At 61.8% G+C, this 24,711-nt stretch carries 22 protein-coding genes; 15 read left to right on the forward strand and 7 right to left on the reverse strand.

Features of this window, described 5'->3' with window-relative positions; translation table 11 throughout:
- The first annotated feature begins 14 nt into the window (after window positions 1–14).
- The 6 genes from ACLD1X_RS22165 to ACLD1X_RS22190 all read left to right on the forward strand — a co-directional run bounded on the left by ACLD1X_RS22165 (window position 15) and on the right by ACLD1X_RS22190 (window position 8,947).
- Window positions 15–1,382, forward strand: coding sequence for a DUF1329 domain-containing protein (locus ACLD1X_RS22165; RefSeq protein WP_429371309.1), 1,368 nt, complete (start codon window positions 15–17; stop codon window positions 1,380–1,382).
- Window positions 1,383–1,933: 551 nt separating this feature from the next.
- A complete protein-coding gene (locus ACLD1X_RS22170) occupies window positions 1,934–3,739 on the forward strand; it encodes a LuxR C-terminal-related transcriptional regulator (RefSeq protein ID WP_429371311.1) in 1,806 nt (601 codons plus the stop codon).
- A 118-nt stretch (window positions 3,740–3,857) separates the two neighbouring features.
- Window positions 3,858–5,210 carry a coniferyl aldehyde dehydrogenase gene (locus ACLD1X_RS22175; RefSeq protein ID WP_429371313.1) on the forward strand — a complete coding sequence of 451 codons (1,353 nt, stop codon included), beginning with the start codon at window positions 3,858–3,860 and terminating at the stop codon, window positions 5,208–5,210.
- Window positions 5,211–5,238: 28 nt separating this feature from the next.
- Window positions 5,239–6,321 carry a Zn-dependent alcohol dehydrogenase gene (locus tag ACLD1X_RS22180; protein ID WP_429371315.1) on the forward strand — a complete coding sequence of 361 codons (1,083 nt, stop codon included), beginning with the start codon at window positions 5,239–5,241 and terminating at the stop codon, window positions 6,319–6,321.
- A 277-nt stretch (window positions 6,322–6,598) separates the two neighbouring features.
- Window positions 6,599–7,792: an acyl-CoA dehydrogenase family protein gene (locus ACLD1X_RS22185; protein WP_429371317.1), complete on the forward strand. Its 1,194-nt coding sequence runs from the start codon at window positions 6,599–6,601 to the stop codon at window positions 7,790–7,792.
- A gap of 12 nt (window positions 7,793–7,804) precedes the next feature.
- Window positions 7,805–8,947 carry an acyl-CoA dehydrogenase family protein gene (locus ACLD1X_RS22190; RefSeq protein ID WP_429371319.1) on the forward strand — a complete coding sequence of 381 codons (1,143 nt, stop codon included), beginning with the start codon at window positions 7,805–7,807 and terminating at the stop codon, window positions 8,945–8,947.
- Window positions 8,948–8,974: 27 nt separating this feature from the next.
- On the opposite strand, the gene ACLD1X_RS22195 is transcribed toward ACLD1X_RS22190, so the two are convergent.
- Together ACLD1X_RS22195 and ACLD1X_RS22200 are read right to left on the reverse strand one after the other, a co-directional pair.
- Window positions 8,975–9,607 (reverse strand): dihydrofolate reductase family protein, encoded by a 633-nt coding sequence (locus ACLD1X_RS22195; protein ID WP_429371321.1) that lies wholly within the window; start codon window positions 9,605–9,607, stop codon window positions 8,975–8,977.
- Between the two features lie 164 nt (window positions 9,608–9,771).
- Complete coding sequence (locus ACLD1X_RS22200) at window positions 9,772–10,584, reverse strand: transporter (RefSeq protein ID WP_429371323.1); 813 nt, start codon at window positions 10,582–10,584, stop codon at window positions 9,772–9,774.
- A gap of 486 nt (window positions 10,585–11,070) precedes the next feature.
- On the opposite strand from ACLD1X_RS22200, the gene ACLD1X_RS22205 reads away from it, so the two are divergent.
- The 7 genes from ACLD1X_RS22205 (at window position 11,071) to ACLD1X_RS22235 (ending at window position 17,761) form a co-directional block, all read left to right on the forward strand.
- Window positions 11,071–11,787 carry a gamma-glutamylcyclotransferase gene (locus tag ACLD1X_RS22205; RefSeq protein ID WP_429371325.1) on the forward strand — a complete coding sequence of 239 codons (717 nt, stop codon included), beginning with the start codon at window positions 11,071–11,073 and terminating at the stop codon, window positions 11,785–11,787.
- Between the two features lie 80 nt (window positions 11,788–11,867).
- A complete protein-coding gene (locus ACLD1X_RS22210; protein ID WP_429371327.1) occupies window positions 11,868–12,209 on the forward strand; it encodes a DUF190 domain-containing protein in 342 nt (113 codons plus the stop codon).
- Between the two features lie 264 nt (window positions 12,210–12,473).
- Window positions 12,474–13,688, forward strand: coding sequence for an SfnB family sulfur acquisition oxidoreductase (locus tag ACLD1X_RS22215; protein WP_429371329.1), 1,215 nt, complete (start codon window positions 12,474–12,476; stop codon window positions 13,686–13,688).
- A gap of 10 nt (window positions 13,689–13,698) precedes the next feature.
- Window positions 13,699–15,072, forward strand: a complete 1,374-nt coding sequence (locus ACLD1X_RS22220) for an LLM class flavin-dependent oxidoreductase (RefSeq protein WP_429371331.1) — start codon at window positions 13,699–13,701, stop codon at window positions 15,070–15,072.
- The gene (locus ACLD1X_RS22225) at window positions 15,069–15,734 is read left to right on the forward strand and encodes a methionine ABC transporter permease (RefSeq protein ID WP_429371333.1); all 666 of its coding nucleotides are present in this window, start codon (window positions 15,069–15,071) and stop codon (window positions 15,732–15,734) included. Before ACLD1X_RS22220 ends, ACLD1X_RS22225 begins: the two co-directional genes overlap by 4 nt.
- A 98-nt stretch (window positions 15,735–15,832) precedes the next feature.
- Window positions 15,833–16,603 carry a MetQ/NlpA family ABC transporter substrate-binding protein gene (locus ACLD1X_RS22230; RefSeq protein ID WP_429371335.1) on the forward strand — a complete coding sequence of 257 codons (771 nt, stop codon included), beginning with the start codon at window positions 15,833–15,835 and terminating at the stop codon, window positions 16,601–16,603.
- A gap of 111 nt (window positions 16,604–16,714) precedes the next feature.
- Window positions 16,715–17,761, forward strand: coding sequence for a methionine ABC transporter ATP-binding protein (locus ACLD1X_RS22235; RefSeq protein ID WP_429371338.1), 1,047 nt, complete (start codon window positions 16,715–16,717; stop codon window positions 17,759–17,761).
- A gap of 31 nt (window positions 17,762–17,792) precedes the next feature.
- Here the strand turns inward: ACLD1X_RS22235 and ACLD1X_RS22240 are convergent, their stop codons facing one another.
- The 5 genes from ACLD1X_RS22240 to ACLD1X_RS22260 form a co-directional block, all read right to left on the reverse strand.
- Window positions 17,793–18,896 (reverse strand): sigma-54 interaction domain-containing protein, encoded by a 1,104-nt coding sequence (locus ACLD1X_RS22240; protein WP_429371340.1) that lies wholly within the window; start codon window positions 18,894–18,896, stop codon window positions 17,793–17,795.
- Between the two features lie 12 nt (window positions 18,897–18,908).
- Window positions 18,909–20,096 (reverse strand): acyl-CoA dehydrogenase family protein, encoded by a 1,188-nt coding sequence (locus ACLD1X_RS22245; RefSeq protein WP_429371342.1) that lies wholly within the window; start codon window positions 20,094–20,096, stop codon window positions 18,909–18,911.
- 55 nt (window positions 20,097–20,151) lie between these two features.
- The gene (ssuD, locus tag ACLD1X_RS22250; protein ID WP_429371344.1) at window positions 20,152–21,297 is read right to left on the reverse strand and encodes an FMNH2-dependent alkanesulfonate monooxygenase; all 1,146 of its coding nucleotides are present in this window, start codon (window positions 21,295–21,297) and stop codon (window positions 20,152–20,154) included.
- A gap of 11 nt (window positions 21,298–21,308) precedes the next feature.
- Window positions 21,309–21,869, reverse strand: coding sequence for an FMN reductase (msuE, locus tag ACLD1X_RS22255; protein WP_429371346.1), 561 nt, complete (start codon window positions 21,867–21,869; stop codon window positions 21,309–21,311).
- Between the two features lie 360 nt (window positions 21,870–22,229).
- Complete coding sequence (locus tag ACLD1X_RS22260; protein WP_429371348.1) at window positions 22,230–22,895, reverse strand: LuxR C-terminal-related transcriptional regulator; 666 nt, start codon at window positions 22,893–22,895, stop codon at window positions 22,230–22,232.
- Window positions 22,896–23,096: 201 nt separating this feature from the next.
- Between ACLD1X_RS22260 and ACLD1X_RS22265 the strand changes: the two genes are divergently transcribed.
- Window positions 23,097–23,384 (forward strand): PilZ domain-containing protein, encoded by a 288-nt coding sequence (locus ACLD1X_RS22265; protein ID WP_429371350.1) that lies wholly within the window; start codon window positions 23,097–23,099, stop codon window positions 23,382–23,384.
- An 89-nt stretch (window positions 23,385–23,473) separates the two neighbouring features.
- Window positions 23,474–24,711 (forward strand): VCBS domain-containing protein (locus ACLD1X_RS22270; RefSeq protein WP_429371352.1); only part of this gene is annotated, 1,238 nt, incomplete at its 3' end.

The following is a 24,711-nucleotide window of genomic DNA, read 5'->3' on the forward strand; positions in this document are numbered from 1 at the left end:
AGAGGAAACTGAACATGAACGCACGTTTAATTCTGCGCGCTGGCGCACTGAGTCTGTCGTTGCTGGCCAGTGCTGTGATGGCCGCTGTTTCCCCACAGGAGGCCGCGCAACTGGGCACCACGCTGACGCCGTTGGGGGCACAGAAAGAGGGCAATGCCAACGGCAGCATTCCGGCCTGGAGCGGTGGTCTCAAACCCGGCGCGGCGGCACTCGACAATGGTTTTCTCGGCGACCCGTTCGCCGGTGAAAAACCGCAGTTCGTGATCACCGCGGCCAACGTCGAGCAGTACAAGGACAAGCTGACCCCGGGCCAGCTGGCGATGTTCAAGCGTTATCCGGACAGCTACAAGATCCCGGTGTTCAAGACCCAGCGCACCGCGGCCGCACCGCAGAACATCTATGACATCGCCAGGAAGAGCGCAGTGACCACCGAGCTGACGCCCGATGGCAACGGCCTGCTGAATTTCACCCAGACCCGCTACTACCCGTTCCCGATTCCCAAGAATGGCGTCGAGGTCTACTGGAACCATACCAACCGTTTTCGCGGCGGCAACATGGAGCGCGAAGCGGCCCAGGCGGCTCCGCAAACCAACGGTTCCTACTCCATTGTCGAATACGAGGACAAACTGGCCTTCCCGCAACTGATGGAAGGCGTCGACGCCGGGCAGGCCGACAACGTCCTGTACTACTACAAACAGGAAATCACCGCGCCATCGCGCATGGCTGGCAGCGTGATCCTGATCCACGAGACCATCGACCAGGTCAAGGAACCGCGCCTGGCGTGGGTCTACAACGCCGGCCAGCGCCGCGTGCGCCGTGCGCCACAAGTGGCTTACGACGGCCCGGGCAACGGCTCCGACGGCATGCGCACCGCCGACAACACCGACATGATGAACGGTGCACCGGATCGTTATGACTGGAAGCTGGTCGGCAAGCAGGAACTGTACATCCCGTACAACAACTACAGGCTGCAGTCGCCGAAGGTCAAGTATGACGACATCATCAAGCCAGGGCACATCAACCAGGACCTGACGCGCTATGAGCTGCACCGTGTGTGGCACGTACAGGCCACGTTGAAGCCGGGTCAGCGCCACGTCTATGCCAAGCGTGACCTGTACTTCGACGAAGACACCTGGCAACTGGCCGAAGTCGATCATTACGACGGCCGTGGCCAGTTGTGGCGTGTCGCCGAAGGTTATGCGCTCAACGATTACGAACGCGGCGCGCCGAACTTCGCCATGCTCGGCATCTATGACCTGATCGCCGGTCGCTACAACGTGTTGGCGATGACCAACCAGTCCAGGCATGCAACCACCTATGGCATGACCGCGAAAATGACCGACTTCACCCCGTCCGCCCTGCGTAACGCCGGCATTCGCTGACCGTTCACCGCGCCTCGAGCAACGCCCTGTCCGCAGGGCGTTGTGCGTTGTGCGGCCAATACCCACCTGATGTGGGTGGCGCGCAGTCGGGCGTGCGGCTCAATGATGGAGTCCACTTTCCATCAGCGAGGTCCGCCATGTTGGTGCCACGGCCGCATCTGTGCGATGCACTTGAGGGCAAGCAATGCCGCTTGCAACTGCTTTGCGCGCCTGCCGGGTATGGAAAGACGTCATTGTTGCAGCAGTATTTGCCAGGCGTTGCGCTGCCGGGGCGAGTGGTGTGGATGTCAATGGGTGGGCCGCCGCAGACGCTGGAGCAGTTCGTTGCGAGACTGGCGGGGGCTGTGGGGTTGGCGGCTGATACTGCGCCGGAGGCGGTACTGGCGTTTCTCGATTCAGGATCTGCTGTGACTGTCATACCGCCTTCGCGAGCAGGCTCGCTCCCACAGGGGAGTGCGTTCTCTTGTGGGAGCGAGCCTGCTCGCGAAGAGACCATCCCTAGTGATGAAAATCTAAAACTTCGCCTGGTCCTCGACGACCTCCCGGCACAAATGCCCACAGACCTGAACCTCTGGTTCGACCAGCTCCTGTCTCTGCACAACCCTCATCTGCAACTGCTGGTCACCTGCCGCCAGCGCCCGGACTGGAACCTGCCACGCCTGATGCTGACGGGGCAGTTGCTGGAGCTGGACACCCGGCAGCTGGCCCTGCGCCCCGATGAGTTCGAGTCGCTGATCGATGCGCTGGCACCGCACACCAATGCCCTGGCCAGAGAAAAACTCTGGCATGAGACAGGCGGCTGGTGCGCCGGTATTTGCCTGTCGCTTTCTGCGCAACCGACACGCTCTGCACCCTTGCTCGGTCATTACCTTGAGCGTGAACTGCTGTCGCGGCTAAGCGAAGAGCAGTGCGAGGTCCTGTGCGGGCTTGCGCATTTGTCCCGGGTCAGCGCCGACTTGTGCGAACAGTTATGGGAAGGCCGGCAGGGCGCTCGGGTATTCAACAGCCTGCTGCACTGCCAGGCGTTCGTGTTCCCGCTCGACCAACAACCCGGCTGGTTCCAGCTGCTTCCTGCCGTGTCCCGGGCGCTGCAGCCGCAGCTGACCGGCATGGCGCTGAACCGCATGCGTTTGCGCGCCTGTCAGTTGCTCAGCGTGCTGGGGCATGTCGACGATGCGGTCGAGCAGGCGTTATCCGCCGACCAGCCCGAGGTGGCGGCCAACTACATGGAGCGCTTGTGGCTGAGCTGGATCCTCGGCGAGCGGCATCTGAACAAGCTGATGGACTGGCGCGAGCGTATCGAACCACAGCTGCTGCACAGCAGCCCGCGCCTGATCTACCTGTGTGCCAAGGCGCTGTTGTTCAGTGGACGGCTGGACGAAGCCGGCGAATGCCTGGCGCGGCTCGGGCATTTTCTGCCGTTGCCCGATGCGCGGCGAAACCAGCGCCTGCTGGCGAACTGGCAGGCGTTGTACGGCACCTTGCAGGCCTTGCTCGGCCATGCGGATTTGGCGCGCCTGCATTGTCGTGCGGCCCTTGACCAGCTGATGGCCGAGGATTGGCTGTCGGTGCTGTTGTGCCATTGCATCCTGGCGCGCATTGCCATGGAGGCCGGTGACCTGATCGAGGCCCGGTCGCTGCTGGATCACTCGCTGGAACTGGCCCGGCGCCAGGGCAGCCATGAGTCGGAAGCGCTGGTCAATGTCGACCGGGTGCGCCTGCTGACGCTGGAGGGGCAAACGGGGCTGGCGCAATCGCTGGTGCGCAGCGAACTCAATCGACTGACCGTGAGCGCAGCACAGCCGCACCCGTTGCTCGGGCGACTGCTGTTTGCGCAAGGTGAGTTGCTGTTGCAACAGGGGTACGCCAGTGAAGCCGAGGTGGTGGTACAGGCCGGGCTGTTGCAGGTCCGGGACTGTTGCGCTCCCTTTGTGCTCAACGGCTATCTGCTGTTAGCGGAAATCGCTTCGCGCAGCCTTGACCCGGAAAAGGCCCGCTGGCACTTGTACGAAGCCGAGCGGCGCATGCATTGGGGCAAGATCCATCCGGCGTGCTACCAAGGGCCGATCGCCCGGCAGAACGCCAGGATCGCCGCCCGCGAGCAACCGGCCATCGACGACAAGGTCTCGCCGGCGCGCTTGAGCGGCGTGCCGGATTACCAGGATGACCTGACACCCCGGGAGTTGTCGGTGCTCAAGTTGCTGGCCGAGGGGATGTCGGTTCGCGAAGTGGGCAGCCGCTTGTTCATCTCGGAAAACACCGTGAAAACCCACGCCAAGAACATCAACGTCAAGCTCGGCGCATGCCGTCGCACCCAGGCGATCAATAGCGCCAAGGCCATGGGCATTCTCGCCTGATCGCCACCCACCTGATCCGGGTGGCGGCACCGCACCGGCGATGATCAACCATGCAGCCAGACCCTGTGCATTGCAGCCCCACCGTGGCCGCGTCCCGACAATGACAAGAGAGGTAGTGATGAGCGCCATCGAGAGCTCGACGAGCTGTGACATCCGCACGATCCTGGAAAAACAGCGAGCGGTCTTCCAGGCCCGGGAACCTTACACCTTTGAAGAACGCTGCGAATTGCTCGACCGGGCCATCGGTTTGCTGGTCGATCATGAACAGGCAATCATCGACGCCCTGACCGCCGATTTCGGCCATCGCAGCCCGGGTTTCTCCAAGGGCAGTGAAGTGCTGTCGCCATTGGCGACGCTCAAGCAGACCAAGGCCGAACTGGCCGAGTGGATGCGCCCGGAACAACGCCAGGCCCGTGCCGGTGAAGCCTGGGTGCAATACCAGCCGCTGGGTGTGGTGGGCATTGTCACGGCCTGGAACGTGCCCGGCTACATGGTGTTCAGCGGGCTTGCCGGCGCTTTGGCGGCGGGCAACCGGGTGATGATCAAGCCATCGGAATTCACCCCGCACACCTCGGCATTGATAGCGCGGCTGATCCGCTCGGTATACGCCGAAGATGAAGTGGCGGTGATCCTCGGTGGCGCCGACGTCGGCCAGGCGTTTTGCGGCCAGCCATTCGACCACCTGCTGTTCACCGGCGCCACCAGCATCGGCAAGCACGTATTGCGCGCGGCGGCGGAAAACCTGGTGCCGGTGACCCTGGAACTGGGCGGCAAGTCGCCGACGATCATCTCGCGCTCGGCGAACTTCAATGACGCGGTGGCCAAGATCGTCATCGGCAAGCTGCTCAACGCCGGTCAGTTGTGCGTGGCGCCGGACTATGTGTTTGTCCCGCAGGAGTCGATGGATGCCTTCATCGGTGTGGCGCAAGCCGTGGTGGCGAAGTTCTTCCCGACGCTCAGGGACAACCCCGACTACACCTCGATCATCAACGCCCGCCATTTCGAACGCTTGCAGGGTTACCTGAGCGAGGCCCGCGCCGCCGGTGTCGAATTGATCGAACTGAACGCCGCCGCCGAGGACTTCAGCCAATCGACGCTGAACAAGATCGTACCGACGCTGCTGCGCAATCCCGGCGATGACTTGCAGGTGATGCAGGACGAAATCTTCGGCCCGCTGCTGCCGGTCAAGCCCTACGAAAACCTCAGCGAAGTCATCGCCTGGATCAACGCCCGGCCGCGTCCGCTGGCGCTGTATTACTTCGGCACCGATACCGCCGAAGAAGCCCTGGTGCTCAGCCGTACCTGTTCCGGGGGCGTGACCCTCAACGGCGTGATGAGCCACGCCAGCACCGAAGGCTTGCCGTTCGGCGGCGTCGGCCAAAGCGGCATGGGTGCCTACCACGGTATCGATGGTTTCCGCACCTTCAGCCATGCCAAAGCCGTTTTGCGCACAGCGCCCAACCAGGCCTGAACCCCAGGTCATTGTCGAGAGAATTGCCATGAAAGCTGCCGTATTCCATCAGGTTGGAGCCCCGCTGGTCATCGAAGAAGTGGGCATCAGCAAACCGGGCCCGCGTGAAGTGTTGATCCGCACCAAGGCCGTGGGCGTGTGCCACTCGGACCTGCACGTCATCGACGGTTCGTTTCCGTATCCCGGTCCGATGGTCCTGGGCCATGAAGCGGCCGGTGTGGTCGAGCAGGTCGGCTCCGAAGTTCGCTCGGTCAAGCCCGGCGATCATGTGGTCACCTGCCTGACCGTGTTCTGCGGTCATTGCGAACACTGTGTCACCGGGCATCTGGCGCGCTGCGTGTCGCCGGAAACCAAGCGCGGCAAGGAAGAAGAGCCGCGCCTGACCTACGTGCACAAACCGATGCCGCAATTCGTCAACCTGTCCGGGTTCGCCGAGCAGATGCTGGTGCACGAAAACGCCTGCGTGGCGATCCGCCGCGACATGCCGCTGGACCGCGCCGCACTGCTGGGTTGCGCGGTCACCACCGGTACCGGCGCGGTGTTCAACACCGCCAAGGTGCGGCCGGGCGAGACCGTGGCGGTGATCGGTTGCGGCGGTATCGGTCTGGCCGCGATCAACGGCGCGGCGCTGGCCGGGGCAGGGCGCATCATTGCCATCGACATGCTCGAGTCGAAGCTGGAACTGGCCAGGCAGTTCGGTGCCACCGACCTGATCAACGGCCGCGACGGCGATGCGGCCAAACAAGTGCTGGAGCTGACCCGCGGCGGTGTACACCATGCTTTCGAATGCATCGGCCTCAAGCAGACCGCCGAACAGGCCTTCGCCATGCTTGCGCGTGGCGGTACCGCCACGGTGATCGGAATGCTCAAACCTGGCCTGAAAATCGAGCTCGACCCGATGCAGTTGCTGCATGAACGCCGCATCCAGGGCTCGCTGATGGGCTCCAACCGCTTCCCCGTCGATATGCCGCGCCTGGTGGATTTCTACATGGCGGGCAAGCTCAAGCTCGACGAGATGATTTCCCAACGCATCCGTCTGGACCAGATCAACGAGGCGTTCGATGAGTTGCGTCGCGGTGAGCTGGCGCGCTCGGTGATCGTTTTCGAATAAACAGCGTACTCCCCCCCTGTAGGAGCGAGCTTGCTCGCGATAGCGGTGTGTCAGGCAACGATGCTATCGACTGGCCCGTCCTCATCGCGAGCAAGCTCGCTCCTACAGGGGGCGGGGTTTGCCCAAGTGCTTTTGGAGTGGATGGATGGACATTGAATTCACGGTGCAGGAACAGGCCTTNGTCAGGCAACGATGCTATCGACTGGCCCGTCCTCATCGCGAGCAAGCTCGCTCCTACAGGGGGCGGGGTTTGCCCAAGTGCTTTTGGAGTGGATGGATGGACATTGAATTCACGGTGCAGGAACAGGCCTTTCGCCAGGAGGTTCGGGCCTTCCTGCGCGAGCATCTGCCGGGCGAATTGTCCGAACGGATTTCCCTCGGCAAACGCCTGAGCAAAGCGCAACAGGTGTTATGGATGCAGATTCTCAACCAGCAAGGCTGGTTGGCTCCGGGCTGGCCGGTCGAGTTTGGCGGCACCGGCTGGAACGCCGTGCACAAGCATATTTTCGACGAAGAATGTTTTGCCGCTGGCGCACCGAAAGTGGTGTCGTTCGGCCTGAAAATGGTCGCTCCGGTGATCATCAAGTTCGGCACCGCCGAGCAGAAAGCGCACTTTTTGCCACGGATTCTTTCCTGTGAAGACTGGTGGTGCCAGGGCTACTCGGAACCGGGTGCCGGCTCTGATCTGTCGTCACTGAAAACCCGTGCCGTGCGCGAGGGCGATCACTATGTGGTCAACGGCCAGAAAACCTGGACCACGCTGGCGCACTTCGCCGACTGGATGTTTTGCCTGGTGCGCACCGACCCGCAGGCCCGGCAACAGCGGGGCATATCGTTTCTGTTGATCGACATGAAAACGCCGGGCATCACCGTGCGGCCCATCATCACCCTCGACGGCGAACATGAAGTCAACGAAGTGTTCTTCGACAATGTGCGGGTGCCGGTGGCGAATCTGGTGGGGCAGGAAAACGAGGGCTGGACCTGTGCCAAGTACCTGCTGACCCACGAACGCACGAGCATCGGCGGGATCGCGCAGAACAAGGCGTTGCTCACCCGGCTCAAGCACATTGCCAGCCAGGAAGTCCGCGACGGTCGGCCGCTGATCGATGAACCGCTGTTTCGCGCGCAGATCGCCGAAGTCGAGATGCAGTTGATGGCGGCCGAGATGAGCACCCTGCGCACCCTGGCGGCCACGCAGAATGGCGATGCACCCGGTGCCGAAAGCTCGTTCCTGAAGATCAGGGGCACCGAGATTCGCCAGGCCATTACCTACCTGACCAGTAAGGCCGTGGGGCCGTACGCGTTGCCGTTCATTGAAGATGAATTGGGTTATGGCAGCGAACCGTTGCTGTACACCGACTACAGCAGCGCTGCCACCTGCCAGTACCTGGATGCGCGCAAGGCCTCGATTTATGGCGGCGCCAACGAAATCCAGAAGAACATCATCGCGAAAATGATCCTCGAACTGTAAGGCGCCACGATCATGGATTTCAAACTGACAGACGAGCAGCTGATGCTGCAGGAAACCACCGCGCGCCTGGTGCGTGACGTGTATGGCTTTGAGCATCGCGAACAATACCGCCAGAGCAAACAGGGTTTCAGTGGCCCGTTCATGCAACAGCTGGGCGAACTCGGACTTTGCGCCGTGCCTTTTCCCGAGGCTTATGGCGGTTACGGCGGCAGCGGTGTGGAGAACATGCTGGTCATGACCGAACTGGGCCGGGGCTTGTGCCTGGAGCCATACCTGCACTCCGTGATTTTCGCCGGAGGCCTGGTCGAACAGTTGGGCAGCGCCTCCCAGAAAGACACACTGCTGCCGCAAGTCGGCAGCGCGAGCCTGCAACTGGCCGTCGCCCTTGAGGAACCACAGAGTCACTACCAGTTGCACGACGTCCAGACGAGCGCCGAGGCGGTCACTGGCGGCTGGAAGCTCAATGGTCGCAAGTCGGTGATCATCGGCGGCCAGAGCGCCGGGCTGATGCTGGTTTCGGCGCGTACCAGCCACGGGGTTCGAGACGAGCAGGGCATCAGCCTGTTCCTGGTCGATCCGCAAGACGAGGGCGTCAGCCGGCGCACCTTCGACACCCTGGATGGGCGCATGGCCTGCGAGCTGTACCTTGAGGACGTGTTCGTCAAAAGCGCCGCGCTGCTCGGCGAATTAGGGCAGGCCTTGCCGGCGCTGCGTTATCAGCAAGGCCGGTGCATCGCCGCGCAATGCGCCGAAGCCGTCGGCAGCATGGAGGCGGCGTGCGCGTTGACCCTCGACTACCTGAAAACCCGCCAGCAGTTCGGCCAGCCCATCGGCAAGTTCCAGGCGCTGCAGCACCGCATGGTGGATATGCGCATCGAACTGGACCAGGCCACTTCAATGACGCTGCTCGCCGCTTGCGTGGCCGATCAGGTGGACAGTGACGAACGCCGCCGCGTGTTGGCCGCGGCCAAGTTTATCGTCAGTCGCGCCAGCCGTTTTGTCGCGGACCAGGGCATCCAGTTGCACGGCGGTATAGGCCTGACCTGGGAGTACATGCTTTCGCACCATGCCAAGCATTTGCTGATGGTGGCGCGTCAGTTCGGCGATGACGACCACCATTTGCAGGCTTATGCCAGGTTGATGCAGGTGGCGTGAGGCAGGCCTCGGGCGACAGGGGGCTGGCTATTGCTGCCTGACGCCCTCGAACGTACCTGTTCGCACCTCGCCGCTGCGGGTGTAACGGGCGATCAGCACACCCCCGGGTGAGCTTGTCGAATCCAGCAAGGTGAAGGCCGCCGCTTGGGCGTTGTCGTCGAACAGGCGTTTGCCGCGCCCCAGCAGGATGGGGTGAATCATCAGTCGCAATTCGTCCACCAGGCCGGCGGCAAGCAGTTGGCGCACCAGATCGCCGCTGCCTTGTGTCAACAACCGGGGACCGTCCTGACGCTTGAACGCGTTGATCGCGTCGACCAGGTTGCCCCGCAGCGCATGACTGTTCTGCCAGTCCAGCGAATCGGCGTGATGGGTGGCCACGTGCTTGGGCACGCCGTTGAACAGGTCGGCAAGGGCTCGGTTGCTTGAGTCGGGCTGAATGTACGGCCAGTAGGAAGCGAAGATGTCGTAGGTGCGCCGCCCCAGCAGCAATTCGAATGGCTGTGAGAACAGGTCCTGTACGGCCTGGCCGGTGGTCTTGTCGGCGTAGGGCACGATCCAGCCACCGAACCTGAAACCGCCAGCGCGATCCTCTTCAGGGCCGCCGGGCGCCTGCATGACGCCATCCAGACTGACGAACGCGGCAACGGTAAGTGTGCGCATGCTCTTCTCCTGATTCATCGGGGTAGCAGCAGGGTTTTCATGTAGATGTTGGCGAACCGAACCGTTGAATCAGGCACCGCCCGGTTGAATCCACAGCCACTATCCCGGAAGGATTTTTATGATTGGCAGAACGCGGGGAGATCCGGCGTTGCATTTACGGTCTGTCAACGAGGAAACAATAACGTCACCGCTGCGCGAAACCCCCAGCCTTGCGCCCCATCCTCGGGGCTGTCGATCCAGTATCTGGGACCCGCCTGGATCGTCAAGGGTTGTCCGCCGATTTTCAACAGCTGGGTGACCGTCAGGTTGATAGGCACCGACCATTCACGGGACTGCCAGTCATAGGTCGATTCGGTGTTGATGCCATAAGTGGTAAGCGTTTGGGTGGTGTAGGAGAGGAAGGGCTGCAGGAATGTCTGGTTGACCTTTTCCTTGTCATCCGGCGGGCTGCCGTCCAGGCCCCAGATATGGTTGGCGAGAATGCCGCGGGTCCAGCCATTTGATTGTTTGAGTGCCACCGCGGTCGGGCCGAGGCCCCATTGTTCGTTGCTCAATAACTCGTCACTGCCGGTTGGAATCAACAAGGCAGGGCCAGCACCAAGGATCCAGCCACTGTCGGTGGGTCTGCGCGGGGAAAAGAAAAAGCTTTGCGTGATATCCCCCACACCCGATTTGTCGGCCGCGCCGTTGGGTGCCAGGCCGTGTTGGTCGATGACTGGCAGGATGGTGCGTGAAATGAGGTTCCAGTCTTCGTTCAACGTGAACGGCAACACCGGCTGGATATTGGTCACACTGTGCATGCCTTCGCCGGTGGGCCCCATCTTCTGATCCCAGTTGTACTGCACGGGCAGGCTGTACATGGCGGCCACAGGGTTGAGCGCAGCCTTGGCCAGTTCTGCGGAGTCTTCGGCCCGGGCGATACCGACCTGTATGGCAACCAGCATGACTGACAAATGCGTGAGATAGATTCGCGGCATGTGCTCTTCCTGTTGGCGGGTGTCGAGTGCAACCTTGATGGCGGCTGCTCCCGTGCCAGTGTAGGCACTGATTGCGCATTTGTTTGAGTACGCACCGTTGTGGACGTTGCAGGGGATCGATCCGCTCAGTTGGATCAGTCACTGAACGTGATTGCTACCCGCCCATGGCGGCCAGTCGGCGATGGCAGCGACCCGTCGCAAGAAACCCGCTATTTCTTCCAGGCTCTGGACCGGAATGGGCACTTCAGGTGCCTGTTGCTTTTTGCCAATCGCTCATGTGCTTGTCAGCCAGCACATTCAGATGCAACGTTCGGCTGGAAGGCAGATTTCCTGAAAAAGTGTTCAAGCGAGCGTCCTCTTTCGGCCGTTGGCTGGCTGCGGGAAGGACTGCAACCGTGCCAGTACGGACACACAGAGCATGCCTGCTGATTCGGCATGTGGTGCTAGACTTTCCGGTTGATCAGCCCTGAGTGCCGGTTATGAACGATGAAAAACACCACGCGATTGCAAGGGCCAGACCTGACAGCGGAACTCGTCGCGTGTGTCGAGCGGTTTGAGCCCGATCCCGGGCCCGAACCGGGCACGACCGAACACACCAAGGCCGAGTTTGATGCGATGGTGCAGAGGCTTTTGGGTGAGTACGAACCGGAAGATCTCTGGGTCTTCGCCTATGGCTCACTGATATGGAATCCGGAGTTCGAATTTGTCGAGAGCCGTAGTGCTACGGCCTATGGATGGCATCGGTCGTTCTGCCTGAAACTGACTCGCTGGCGCGGCACTCGCGAGTTGCCAGCCCTGATGCTGGCCCTCGACCGCGGTGGCAGCTGCAACGGCTTGGCCTACCGGCTTCCGGCGCAGGATCACTGCAAACAACTGGGACTGTTGATGTTCCGGGAAATCGACGCAAACCCGCCGACCAATGTTCCGCGCTGGATTACGGTTAAAACCGAGACCGGGATATTGCGTGCGTTGGCCTTTGTCGCCGCACGGGACGGAATGGCCTATGCAGGCAAGTTGCCGATGGAAAAGGTCGCCCATGTGCTGGCTCGCGCAGCCGGGCACTGGGGGTCGGCAGCCCAATATCTGTACCGGACCGTGACCATGCTGAACGACCATGGCATTCGTGACCGAAACATGTGGCGCATACAACGCCTGGTCGCACAGGAAATCGAACAGCTCATGTGCGCTGTGAAGAAGTCCTAGGCATGCTGGAGGGGCGATGACCGTTGCAGGGCTTGTTTCTTTTCTATCGGTTGGCACACGTTAGAGAGAGGTGATGAGTCATGAAAGGTTTTTTGGTGATTTTCTTTACCCAGCAGAACCGTCGGCATCGCGGAAAAATGCTGGGTGACTGGCTCATCGATCTGGCCAAGGAGATGGGTTTGCGCGGTGCCACCCTGGCAACGGGTATCGAAGGCTTCGGGCATTCGGGGAAACTGCATTCCGCGCATTTTTTCGAGCTGGCCGACCAGCCTGCCGAAATCCGCCTGGCCATTACCGAAGAAGAGTTCGTTCGCCTGTTTGAGCGACTTGAGGCCGAAGATATCTCCTTGTTCTACATAAAGACCCCGGTGGAATTCGGCGCCGTCGGCAGACAGGCCCACCAGTCCGATCACCAGCCTTGAACTCCGGGAAGGACTATCGAGTACCGGCTATTGGTGGATTGGGTGTGACCAGGAGTGGCCTGGTCACTGTTGAATTCTCAACAGTACTTCAACAGCAAGTGTCCCTCTGGCTATTAAGGGTTTCCATGAATTTTATAAGATATTGATATTTAACGATTAAATGTCATGGCATGGATCGTGCTCAATCCAGGTAAGGCTCCGTGCCGACAGTCATTTGCAGGACTGTGCGGCCGTTGGCGGAGCCACCGATAGAGTGAGGAATCCATGTCAGTTTCAGCCGCATACCCGATCAATCCACCCTCGGCCCACGTCATCGGTGATGATGCCGAAGCCATTCGCGTTGCCCATGAAATCGCTGCGCTGTTGCAGGACGGCGCCTGCGAGCGCGATCTGACGCGTCAGGTGCCGGCCGAGGTGGTCGATGCTTTTTCCAACAGTGGACTGTGGGGCATTACGGTGCCACGCGAATACGGTGGCGCCGAGGTGTCTTGCGCGACCCTGGCGCGGGTCATCGCGATCGTCTCGGCGGCCGACCCATCCCTTGGCCAGATACCGCAGAACCATTACTGCCTGCTGGAAGACATCCGCTTGCAGGGCAGCCACGATCAGAAGCGGTTCTTCTTCGACCTGGCCCTGGCGGGTAATCGTTTCGCCAACGCGCTGTCGGAAACCGGCGGCAAGAACGTGCAGGACATCCGCACCCGCCTGGTTGCGGAGGGCGAGGGTTATCGCATCGATGGGCGCAAGGGTTACTGCACCGGGTCGCTCTATGCCCATTGGTTGGGAGTATTGGCCCTGGACAGCGAAGACCGTGCACAACTGGCCTTCGTACCGCGCCATGCCGAGGGTTTGAAGGTGGTGGACGACTGGGACAGCATCGGTCAGCGCACCACCTCCAGCGGCACCGTGCTGGTCGAGGGGCTGTGGGTGCCGGCCTTCAACCTGTTCCCGACTTACCGCTCCTACGAGCGTCCGACCCTGGCCGGGCCCTTTGCGCAAATCACCACGGCGGCCATTGATGCCGGCATTGCCCGTGCGGCACTGCACGACACCATCGGCTTTGTGCGTGAGCAGGCGCGGCCATGGATCGATGCCGGGGTGCAAAAGGCCAGTGAAGATCCGTTGACCATCATTCAGGTCGGCGCACTGGATATCCGTCTGGAAGCCGCAGAAGCGTTGCTGGAACGTGCGGGCCTGGTGCTCGACCAGGCCAGGGTGGCGCCCGATGAGCAGTCAGTCGCGCTGGCATCGCTGGCGGTGGCCAGGGCGAAGGTGTTGACCACCGAAATCGCCATCGAGGCCAGCAACAAGCTGTTCGAGCTGGGCGGCACCCGCTCGACGCTGCGCAAGCACAACCTCGATCGTCATTGGCGCAACGCGCGGGTGCATACCCTGCACGACCCGGTGCGCTGGAAGTACCACGTGATCGGCAACTGGTTGCTCAACGGCATCAAGCCGCCTCGCCATGACTGGTCTTGAGGTGACGCAGATGCCCAAGCAAATTCGTCTCAACGCCTTCAGCATGAACACCGTCGGGCATTTGTCGCCCGGCCAGTGGCGGCACCCGCGTGATCAGTCCACGCGCTACACCGACATCCATTACTGGATCGAACTGGCGAAAACCCTGGAGCGCGGCAAGATCGACGGCCTGTTCATCGCCGATGTGCTCGGCGTCTATGACGTCTACCAGGGGAGTGCCGACGAGGCGCTGCGCAGTGCAGCGCAAGTGCCGGTCAACGATCCGTTGCAACTGGTGCCGGCCATGGCCGCAGCGACGCGGCATCTGGGTTTTGGCGTCACGGCGTCGGTGTCGTTCGAGCATCCGTTTCCGTTCGCCAGGCGCATGTCGACCCTCGATCACCTGACGTCGGGGCGTGCCGGCTGGAACATCGTCACCTCCTACCTGAGCAGTGGCGCGCGCAACATGGGCCAGGAACGGCAGTTGTCCCACGATCAGCGTTATGCGCTGGCCGAGGAGTACCTGCAGGTTTGCTACAAACTCTGGGAAGCCAGCTGGGAGGAGGGTGCGGTGCAGGCCGACCGCGCCAGCGGGGTGTACGCCGATCCGCGCAAGGTGCACGGCATCGATCATCAGGGCGAGTTCTTCAGCGTGCCCGGCTTCCACCTCAGCGAGCCATCGCCACAGCGCACTCCGGTGATCTACCAGGCCGGCGCGTCGAGCCGTGGTCGGGTCTTCGCGGCGGCGAATGCCGAGTGCGTGTTTGTCGCCGCACCGAGCAAGGTGGTGCTCAAACAACAGGTCGCGCAGCTGCGTGCCGCGGTTCAGGCGGCCGGTCGCCAGGCTGATCAGGTACTGGTGTTCGAGCAGCTCACGGTCATCGTCGCCGCGACGGATGCCGAGGCCCTGGAGCGCCTGCGTGAATACCGCGAGTACGCCAGTGCGAGCGGGGCCCTGGCCTTGATGTCGGGCTGGACCGGGATCGATTTCGGCGAATACACGCCGGACCAGGTGCTGCGCGAAGTGCCGAGCGATGCCATCCAGTCGGCCGTCGAGGCGTTCACCCGCGCCGACCCGAATCGCACCTGGACCACCGCGGAAATTGCCGACTACTGCGCTATCGGCGGTGATGGCCCGATCCTGGTGGGTTCGGCACAGACGGTGGCGGATCAGTTGCAGGAGTGGGTCGAGGAGACCGACGTCGACGGCTTCAACCTGGCCAGCGTGGTCGCGCCCGAGACCTTTGGGGCGGTGGTCGATCTGCTGGTGCCGGAGTTACAGGCCCGGGGCCTGTTCAAGCGCGAGTACGAGGAGGGCACCCTGCGGCACAAGCTCTTCGGTCAGGGCGATCGGCTGGCTGCGCCGCATCCGGTCGCGGCGTTGCGGGCGGGAGAGCGGCGATGAACGAGTGGTTCGCCCATGTCAACTGGAGCGAAGTGGCCGAGGCCTGCCTGGACACCTCGAGCATGCTCGGCGTGGCACTGGGCTGCACGGTGTTGCTGGGGCTGCCGCTCGGCGTGCTGTTGTACCTGACGGGCCAGCGCCAGTTGCTTGAATCGCCCCGGCTCTACCGGCTGTTGTCGGTGCTGGCCAACGTGCTGCGCTCGATGCCATTCATCATCCTGTTGATCGTGCTGATCCCGGTAACCACCCTGGTCACCGGCACCTCGCTGGGCGTACGCGGCGCCATTCCACCTCTGGTGGTCGGGTGTACGCCGTTCTTTGCCCGGCTGGTGGAAAGCGCCTTGCGCGAAGTCGATCGCGGGCTGGTTGAAGCCGTGCAATCGATGGGCGCGAGTACTGCGCAAATCATCCTCTACACCTTGTTGCCTGAAGCCCGCACCGGGCTGATCGCCGCGGTCACGGTGACCGCCATCGTGCTGGTGGATTACACCGCCATGGCCGGGGTGGTGGGCGGCGGTGGCCTGGGGGACCTGGCGATTCGTTTCGGTTACCAGCGTTTCCAGACCGATGTGATGGTGGTCACCGTGCTGCTGCTGATCCTGCTGGTGCAGGCATTGCAGATGAGCGGCGATCGCCTGGTCCGACATTACACAAGGCGCTGAGCGCCCTGCATACCCGAACGCAGCAGCCGGGTACCGCTGCTGCAGGCCCTACGTCCACCTCACGACGGCCACTTTCCGATCATTCTGGAGTCATGAGCATGAAAAAGACCCTGGCCGCCCTCGCTGCCGTTCTGTCCCTGAGCGCCCACGCCAACGAAAAGCTGGTGGTGGGTGCCACCCCGGTTCCGCACGCGGAAATTCTGGAGTTCGTCAAACCGGCACTCGCCAAGGAGGGTGTCGACCTGGATATCAAGGTCTTCAGCGACTTCATCCAGCCCAACCTGCAACTGGCCGAGAAAAACCTGGACGCCAACTACTACCAGTACCGGCCGTTCCTCGATGACTTCAACAAGACCCGGCATACCGATCTGGTACCGGTAGTGGGCGTGCACATCGAGCCTTTTGGTGCCTATTCGACCCGGATCAAGAAACTCGCCGATCTGCCGGAAGGCGCCAGTGTCGCCATTCCCAACGATCCGGTGAACACCGGGCGCGCACTGGTGCTGTTGCACGAGGCGGGGTTGATCAAGCTCAAGGACCCGAGCAATACCTTGTCGACGCAACACGATATCGCCGAAAACCCGCACAAGCTGAAGATTCGCGAGCTGGAAGGTGCGCTGCTGGCCCGTGCGGTCAGCCAGGTGGACCTGGCCTTCGTATTTGCCAACTACGCACTGGAGGCCGGTATCGACACCAACAGCGCGCTGATCGTCGAGAAGGGCAAGGACCTGTACGTCGAGTTCCTGGTCGCCCGCCCGGACAACCTCAATGATCCTGGTATCCAGAAACTGGCCAAGGCACTGAACTCGCCGCAAGTGCGCGATTTCATCCTGACGCGCTACAAGGGCCAGATCGCTCCCGGCTTCTGATCGGCAGCCATACCGTTCACTCGAAGACGAACGCTCTTTCTGTGGCGAGGGAGCAAGCTCCCTCGCCACAGGGGGGGCATGGTCACATTTGTTTGTGCAGGACATTCATTCATGGTCAGTTTCAATCCGCAGGCCCTGGCCCCCGCCGTGCATATACGCCTGGTGGGGCTGGGCAAGCATTACCGGGTCGGGCAGCAGAGCGTGCAGGCGTTGCACGACATCAACCTGGACATTCGCCGCGGTGAAGTGTTCGGCATCATCGGTCGCAGTGGCGCCGGCAAGTCCTCGCTGCTGCGCTCGCTCAACCGTCTGGAAACACCGAGCAGTGGCCAGGTATTGATCGAGGGCGAGGACATCGTCGGCTTCGATCGTGCGCGTCTGGCCGGTTTGCGCCAGCGCACCGGGATGATCTTCCAGCATTTCAACCTGATGGCCTCAAGAACCGTCGGCGACAACGTTGGCCTGCCGCTTCGGCTGGCGGGCATCGGGCGCGCCGAGCGCGAGCGACGAGTTGACGAACTGTTGCGCCTGGTGGGGCTGGAAGACAAGCGGGACGCTTACCCGGCACAACTCTCCGGTGGGCAAAAACAGCGGGTCGGCATTGCCCGTGCGTTGGTGTTGCAGCCCGATCTGCTGCTGTGCGACGAGGCAACCTCGGCACTCGATCCGGAGAGCACCCAGGCGATTCTGGCGCTGCTGCGCGATATCAATCGGCGCCTGGGCCTGACCATCGTGCTGATCACCCACGAGATGGAGGTGATCCGCGATCTGTGTGACCGAGTGGTGGTCATGGAGCATGGCCGGGTGGTCGAGCAGGGCGATGTCTGGCGAGTGTTCGGTGACCCGCGACACGACGTCACCCGCGCCTTGCTTGGCACGTTGCTGCCTGCTGGGCATGAGGCGTCGTCAGCACAGGAACCGGCCGGGATACTGCTGGATCTGCATTACACCGGAGCCAGTGGCCACGAGCCGGAGCTGTCGGCCATCGCCGCGCTGTTCGGCTGCCGGACGCACCTGGTGCAAGGCGGTATCGAACGCATCCAGGGCCGTGCGCTGGGTTGCCTGCGGGTGCGCGTGGAGGCCGCCAGTGGCGGGTGGGATGCGTTGCTGCAACAGGCACGACAGATTGCCGATCGGGTCGAGCGGGCCAGTGCCTGAGCCGGCCGTTGGCGGCGGCAGCGCCGGGCAATCAGATCGATAGCTGGATAACCCGGTTGTCCGGCTCGTCATTGACGGCGCGGCGCTTGTTGACCACCAGCTCACCGATGGCAATCAGGCGTGCCCGGGTCACGTTGCGTGAGAGCCCGAGCAGGCTGGCGGTATGCACCTGGTTGTGATGGCAGAACTGATAGGCGGCGCGCAGCAAACTGTCCTCGACCTTCTCGTAAAGCGCCCCCTGATGTTCTTCGAACAGGCGCTTGAACGCCCGTTGCAGCAGCGCCTGGGCTGATTCTTCAGAGGTGCTGACTCTTTCCTCCTGACGCTCGATACGCAAGTTCGACAGGCGTAAATCTTCCTGCCGCACGAGACCGTCGCGGCAGATCAGCAAGGTGTGGTGGATGACGTTTTCCAGCTCGCGAATGTTGCCGGGCCAACCATAGTCCGCCAGCTTGCGTTCGGCGTCGGCACTCAGGGCAATCTGTCCATACCCCAGGCGTTCGCTGTAGGTGCGGATGAAGTGTCGGGTCAGGGGCAGAATGTCGCCGGGGCGGTCACGCAGCGGATGCAGATGCAGGCTGACCACGTTGAGGCGGTAGTAGAGGTCTTCGCGGAAATGCCCGGCGTTGATCGCTTTCTCCAGCTGCACATTGGTCGCCGCCAACACCCGGACGTTGATCGCGATGCTCTTGCGCGACCCCAGTCGCACCACTTCACGCTCCTGCAGTACACGCAGCAGCTTGACCTGCACAGGCATTGGCAGATCGCCGATTTCATCGAGGAACAAGGTGCCGCCGTTGGCCTCTTCGAACCAGCCCGGCTTGGCGCTGATGGCGCCGGTAAAGGCGCCTTTCTCATGGCCGAACAATTCGGCCTCGACCAGTGATTCGGAGAAGGCGCCGCAGTTGACCGCCACAAACGGACCCTGGCTGCGTCGGCTGAGGTTATGGATATGGCGGGCGACCAACTCCTTCCCGGTTCCGGTTTCGCCAATGATCAGGACGCTGGCCTCGCTCGGCGCCACCTGTTGCAGATGCGCGAGCAGGGCTTGCGACTTGGGGTCTTCGAAGACCTGGGCGGTGGCCCGTATCGACGTGGCCAACGATGGGGATGGGGGCAGAGTCAGCAGTTGCATGGGCTCCCTCGCTCATGAGTAAAAAGTAGGGGTAGGGCGGTTCTGGTTCAGCGCCCAGTCACCCAGTTCGTGAATCTTGTAGTCCACCGGGTCATGCAGTGTCTGGGTGCGCAGGTTGCGCCAGTAGCGGTCGAACCGCAGCGAGGCGTGAGTCGCGCGGGCCCCGGTGACTTCAAACAGGCGGGTGCACAGGTCGAGGCCGGTACGGGTCGCCGCCACTTTGGCGCAGGCGATCGAAAGCGCCAGTTGCGCCCGCTCTTCGCCGCCCAGGCCGTGTCCCTTGCGCCAGGCTTCGTCGAGTTGTGCCGCGGCACGTTCAACCAGCACACGCACGCTTTCCAGGCCGACCCAGAATTCGCCGTAGTGGCGCAGGATGTAGGGATCCTCGCTGACATGGCTGGCCTTGGAGGTGAACCACGGGCGCCCCTCCTTGAGGGTGTAGTGGCGCGCTTCCTCGAAAGCCCCTTCGGCGATACCGAGGAAAATGTGCGCAAAGTGCAGTTGGGCGATCAGTGGCCGCAGGCAGGCAAACGGGGTACTCAAGGGACCTGGATCAAGCAGCAGCTCAGACTCTTCCACTCGCACCCGCTCGAAGGTGGCGCTGCCACTGTCCGTCTGCCGCTGGCCCATGTTGTTCCAGTCGCCGTGCAGGGTGATGCCGGTCCGGCCGCTGGGAATGGCCGCGATCAGCAGCTTGCCGCCGGCGCTTTCGTCGACCGCCGAAGCAATCAGCATTTCCGAGTCGCTGGCGCCGGAGCAGAAACTTTTCTTGCCGGAAAACTCGCGCCATCCATCAAACGTCTTCACCACCGTGCGGGTGTCGAGGGGGTTGAGGGCATTGCCCCAGAACCAGTTGTTGCGGGCGGTTTGTTCGAACCAGGGCTGCCATTGTTCGGGGCGGGAGAACAGGCGCACGGTGGCCAGCATCAGGTGCTGGAAGCCGAAGACGTGGGCGATCGAGCTGTCGACCTTGGCAAACTCGCGGACTACACCGAGTGTCTCGCTCCAGTCGGCACCCAGGCCACCGAACTGGGTGGGGATGCTCAGGGCCAGCAAGCCGCTGTGACGAAGGGCATCGCGCTCGGCCTTCGGCGTACCGCCGTGTTCGTCCCGTTCGGCGGCGGTTTGCGCGAAGGTGGCGGCCAGTTTGCGCGCAATCTGCAAGGGGCTCAGTACAGCCGTTTGTGGTTGGGTGCTCACGCGCAACTCCTCGTTGGTTCTGTAGTGGTTGCCGGGCTGGTGCCTGGCGCCAGGTTCATGGGTTCTGTGTCCGTGGCAGGACATCATTGGCGATCATTTCGCCAAAGGGTCCGGTGAGATTGGTCACACCCCGACCTGCCAGGCTGGCATAGGGTTCGGGTAGCAACGGGAACACCAGTTCGGCAAAACGATAGGCTTCCTCGAGGTGCGGATATCCGGAAAAGATGAAGCTTTCGATGCCAAGGTCGGCGTATTCCCTGATGCGTGCGGCCACCTGGTGTGGATCGCCGACCAGTGCCGTGCCTGCACCACCGCGCACCAGACCGACGCCGGCCCACAGGTTGGGGGCGATTTCCAGGTTGTCCCGGCGACCGTCATGCAGGGCGGCCATGCGGCGTTGGCCTACGGAGTCGAAGCGCGCGAATGACTTTTGCGCAGCGCTAATGGTCTCGTCGCAAATGTGCTCGATCAACCGGTCGGCGGCCTGCCAGGCTTCGGCAGCGCTCTCGCGCACGATGACATGCAGACGGATACCGAACTTCACGGTCCGCCCATGCCTGGCTGCCCGGGTGCGGACATCGGCGATCTTTTCGGCCACCGCGGCCGGCGGTTCACCCCACGTCAGATAGACATCGAGCTGCTCGGCCGCCAGGTCATGGGCAGCATCCGAAGAACCACCGAAATAGAGCGCAGGGTAAGGTCGCTGCACGGGTGGATAGAGCGCCTTGGCGTTTTCCACCTGGAAATGCTTGCCATGGAAATCCACGGATTCACCTTGCAGCACACGCCGCCAGATCTGCAGGAACTCATCGGTAACTTCATAGCGCTCGGCATGGCTTTGGTGGATGCCATCGCCACGGTTTTCGTCCGGGTCACCCCCGGTCACCACGTTGATCAACAAGCGCCCGCCGGATAACCGGTCGAGGGTGGCGGCCATGCGTGCGGACACCGTTGGCGAGATGATTCCCGGGCGAATCGCCACCAGATAGCGCAGGCGTTCAGTCAGCGGGGCCAGGGCCGAGGCGATGACCCACGAGTCCTCGCAGGAGCGTCCGGTCGGAATCAACACCCCGTAATAGCCCAGGCCATCCGCCGCCTGGGCAATCTGCTTGAGGTAGTTGAGGGTCACCGGGCGAGCGCCCTGGCTGGTGCCAAGGAAGTGCCCGTCGCCGTGGGTCGGGAGGAACCAGAAAACATTCATCGTGCTGCTCCTCAGGCGCTCTGGCGCAAGCGTTGGTGGCTGCTGAAAAATGGCAGGGCACGGTCTACGGCCAGGCCGATGCGAGCCTGGAGCAGGTCGCAGCTGATGCGGTAATTGCTGAAGTCGGCTTCGCTGGCATACACGCCCAGCGGCAGGGTCAGCGACTGGAAGAAGCTGAACAGCGGCCGTAGCTGGTGATCGATCACCAGCGCGTGACGAGGGCTGCCGCCCGTAGCGGCGAGCAGCACCGGTGTGTCGATCAGGGCGTCCTGGTCGATCAGGTCAAACAGGTGCTTCAACTGGCCCGGATAGGAACCGCGATAGACCGGCGAAGCGACGATCAACAGATCGGCATTTTCGATGGCCTGCAACTGTGCTTCGACTTCGGCAGGCAGCTCCTTGCGGCTGAGGGCACCACCCACGGCGCGGGCAAGATCGGCAAGCTCGATGACCCGGCCAACGATATTCAGACGGTTTGCGACCTCGTCGAGAATGGCCTGGCTGAGCACCTGGGTACGGGAAGGGCGGTAGGCACCGCCGGATACTGCGATTACGTTCAAGGGGGCAGTCATTGTCTGATTCCTGTGCTGTCGCTCTACAAACAGAGTCGATGGCAGTGCTCAGCAAGAACCGAACCAATATTTATCTATATGAAATCAAAGTTTTTTTTTGATTTTCTTTGGTTGGTGTGTTGCTGCCGGGCAATTTTTGTTGAAGTGCTGTTTGCCTGGAAACACTTGCGAGGTGTTCGGTTTCGGACAGTTATAGGAGATTGTTTATATTCTTCAAAGGAATTAATAATTATTTTAATATTCCTTTTTATTTTATATGAGGGGCTGCTTGACCGGCGCGGTGGTAGGGCGGTTCCTCGCAGAGGAATCAGTGGGACAAGATCAAACTGCGGCAACACGCCCGGCATGTTGCCGCAGTCCTCAGTCACTTGTGAAAAGCCCGTGCTTGTGTGCGTAGGCATACAGATCCACGCGGTTCGTCAGGCCCAGCTTGCTGTAGATCGATGTCAAATGATTGCGCAGCGTGTGCTCGCTGATGTGCAGCTTCTCGGCTACCAGCTTGCCTGGGGCTGAGGGGTCGCTGGCCAGGGATGCAATGGCCTGCTGCTCGCGACGCGTTAGCCTGGCGATTTTGTGTTGCTCCGGGTCTATTTCGCGCTTGGCTTTCTTGCGCGCCAGTTCAAGGAAGATACGGCTGGTTGCATTGCGGTCGATCCAGAGTTCGCCGTCATGCACTTTTTCTATGGCTTTGAGCAGTATTGATGCGGATGCCGACTCCCGCTTATCCACTACGCCACGTGCGCCCGCCAGCACCGCACTGTCATGCAGCGCCACGTCGCTCGACCCTGTCACCACCAGAATCTTGGCTTTGGTCTGGCTGTGCAAGTCGGCCAGCGACTTGATGCAGTCCTCGCTGTCCAGGTCCAGTACCACCACATCCGGCGTGTATTGGTGCAGCGAATGCAGGTATTGCGCCACCGACGCCACCGAACCGGCCAGCATCAACCGCGGTTGCGCACTTTCCACCAGACGCTCAAGACCCCAGGCCACGAGCGGTAGAGCTACTAACAGGACTTGTATTGGCATGCAGGTCGCTGCCTCTTTAGGCGGGTTGTGTTAGTTGATCATGATAGCAATCGTTGCAGGCTGTAGCTTTTTTCTATAGCGCTTGCGGCAACCCTCCCATGACATTTGTCCCGTAAAACACTGTTTTCATGGCTGATTGACTCCCAGAAAAAAGGGATAGCGCGCTCATGTAAAGAACAAGGGTCCTTTTAGACTGCAGCCATGAAAGGCACATATCGAGTCGAGCCCCGTGAACAAGTCACCCTGTCGCTGCAACTGACCGGCGGGAGCCACGGTGTCACCCGTGACATCAGCGCCTCCGGTTTGTATTTCGAAACCGATAGCGAGCAGCAGATGGGTAGCTTGATTGAGTTCGAGATCGAACTCGACACGCCCGGCGGCCCCATGAAGTTCAAGGCGCAAGGACAAATCGTGCGCATTGAGCCACAGGGCGGCAGGACCGGGGCAGGCGTGAAACTGCTGACCAGCCGGCTGGTGCCGGTTGAGTGAGGTGTACGTGGGGTGAGGAAGAATCGGCCTGTGGCGGTTGGTGGCCCACAGCGGTTTTTTGCTCAGGGTGACATTCTTGGGAGAAAGACATGGCTAGCACTACAACTACCAGCGGCGGAACCGTTACCTCGTTTTCCAACACGCCGCAGGCGAAGGATGACGTCTTCAGCACCAATGAAAATCTGCTGGGGGTCGTGTATTGGGACGTCATGTCCAATGACCTTGGCGGCAACGCGAAGTCGCTCTGGTCACTCGATAATGCGGACAGTCTTTCTACTGCCACCAAGACTTATGCTCCGGCCGACCTCCTGACCCAGGATACGGCGAGGGCCGAGGCGACGAGTTCTGACACCAGTTTGAATGGTGCAAAGATCTGGATCACCTCGGACGGTAAGGTCGGCTACGACGCCGCCACGTTTTCGTCTGCTTTCAAGGCACAGCTCCAGGCGCTTGCGACTGGCGAGCTCCTGACGGACAGTTTTACCTATGCGATTCGCCTCGGCAATGGAACGCTCAGTTGGGCCACTGCTACCGTGCAGTTTTCGGGCGAGAATGATGGTGTGACGATCAGCCTCGGTGCGCAGGCCGGCACGGTGACCGAAGACGCCGACACCACTGCCAGCACGACCGACTCGCGGACAGCCAGCGGCACGATTGTCTTTAACGACGTCGACCTGAGTGACACGCACATGGCGACGTTCGCACCGGCGGGGGGCAACGCCACTCATCTTGGAACGTTCATGCTCTCGTCGGTAAGCGAAGCCGCGAACGCGGCCAACGGTTCGGTGCAATGGACGTACAACCTGAACAATGCGGCAGCGCAGTACCTGGCCCAGGGACAGACAGTAACCGAAACTTACCTGGTCACCATCAGCGATGGTCATGGATCGTCGGCAACGCAGAATGTGACCATCACTATCACCGGCACCAATGACGCACCGACGGTGACGGCAGCCGAAGTCGAAAGCGGCGCGGTGACCGAAGACGGCACAACGGTGGCCAGCGGCAGCTTCGCCTTCGGCGATGTCGACCTGGCCGATCACGGGCATGTGGCCAGCGTGAGCGCGCCAGCCGGTGCGCTGGGTACGCTGGTGGCCAGTGTCGGCGACGAGAGCACCGGCGACGCGGCGGGCAGCGTGGGCTGGACCTATACGCTGAACAACAGCGCGGCGCAGTACCTGGCCGCGGGCCAGACCAAGGCTGAAGTGTTCACGGTGACGCTGACCGATGACTTCGGGGCGACGGTGAGCAAGAACGTGACGATCACCCTGACCGGCACCAACGACCGGCCAACGCTGAGCATCGGCGACACAAGCGGGGCGATGAA

The sequence above is a fragment of the Pseudomonas sp. 18173 genome (genome assembly GCF_050432945.1).
GTDB lineage: Bacteria > Pseudomonadota > Gammaproteobacteria > Pseudomonadales > Pseudomonadaceae > Aquipseudomonas.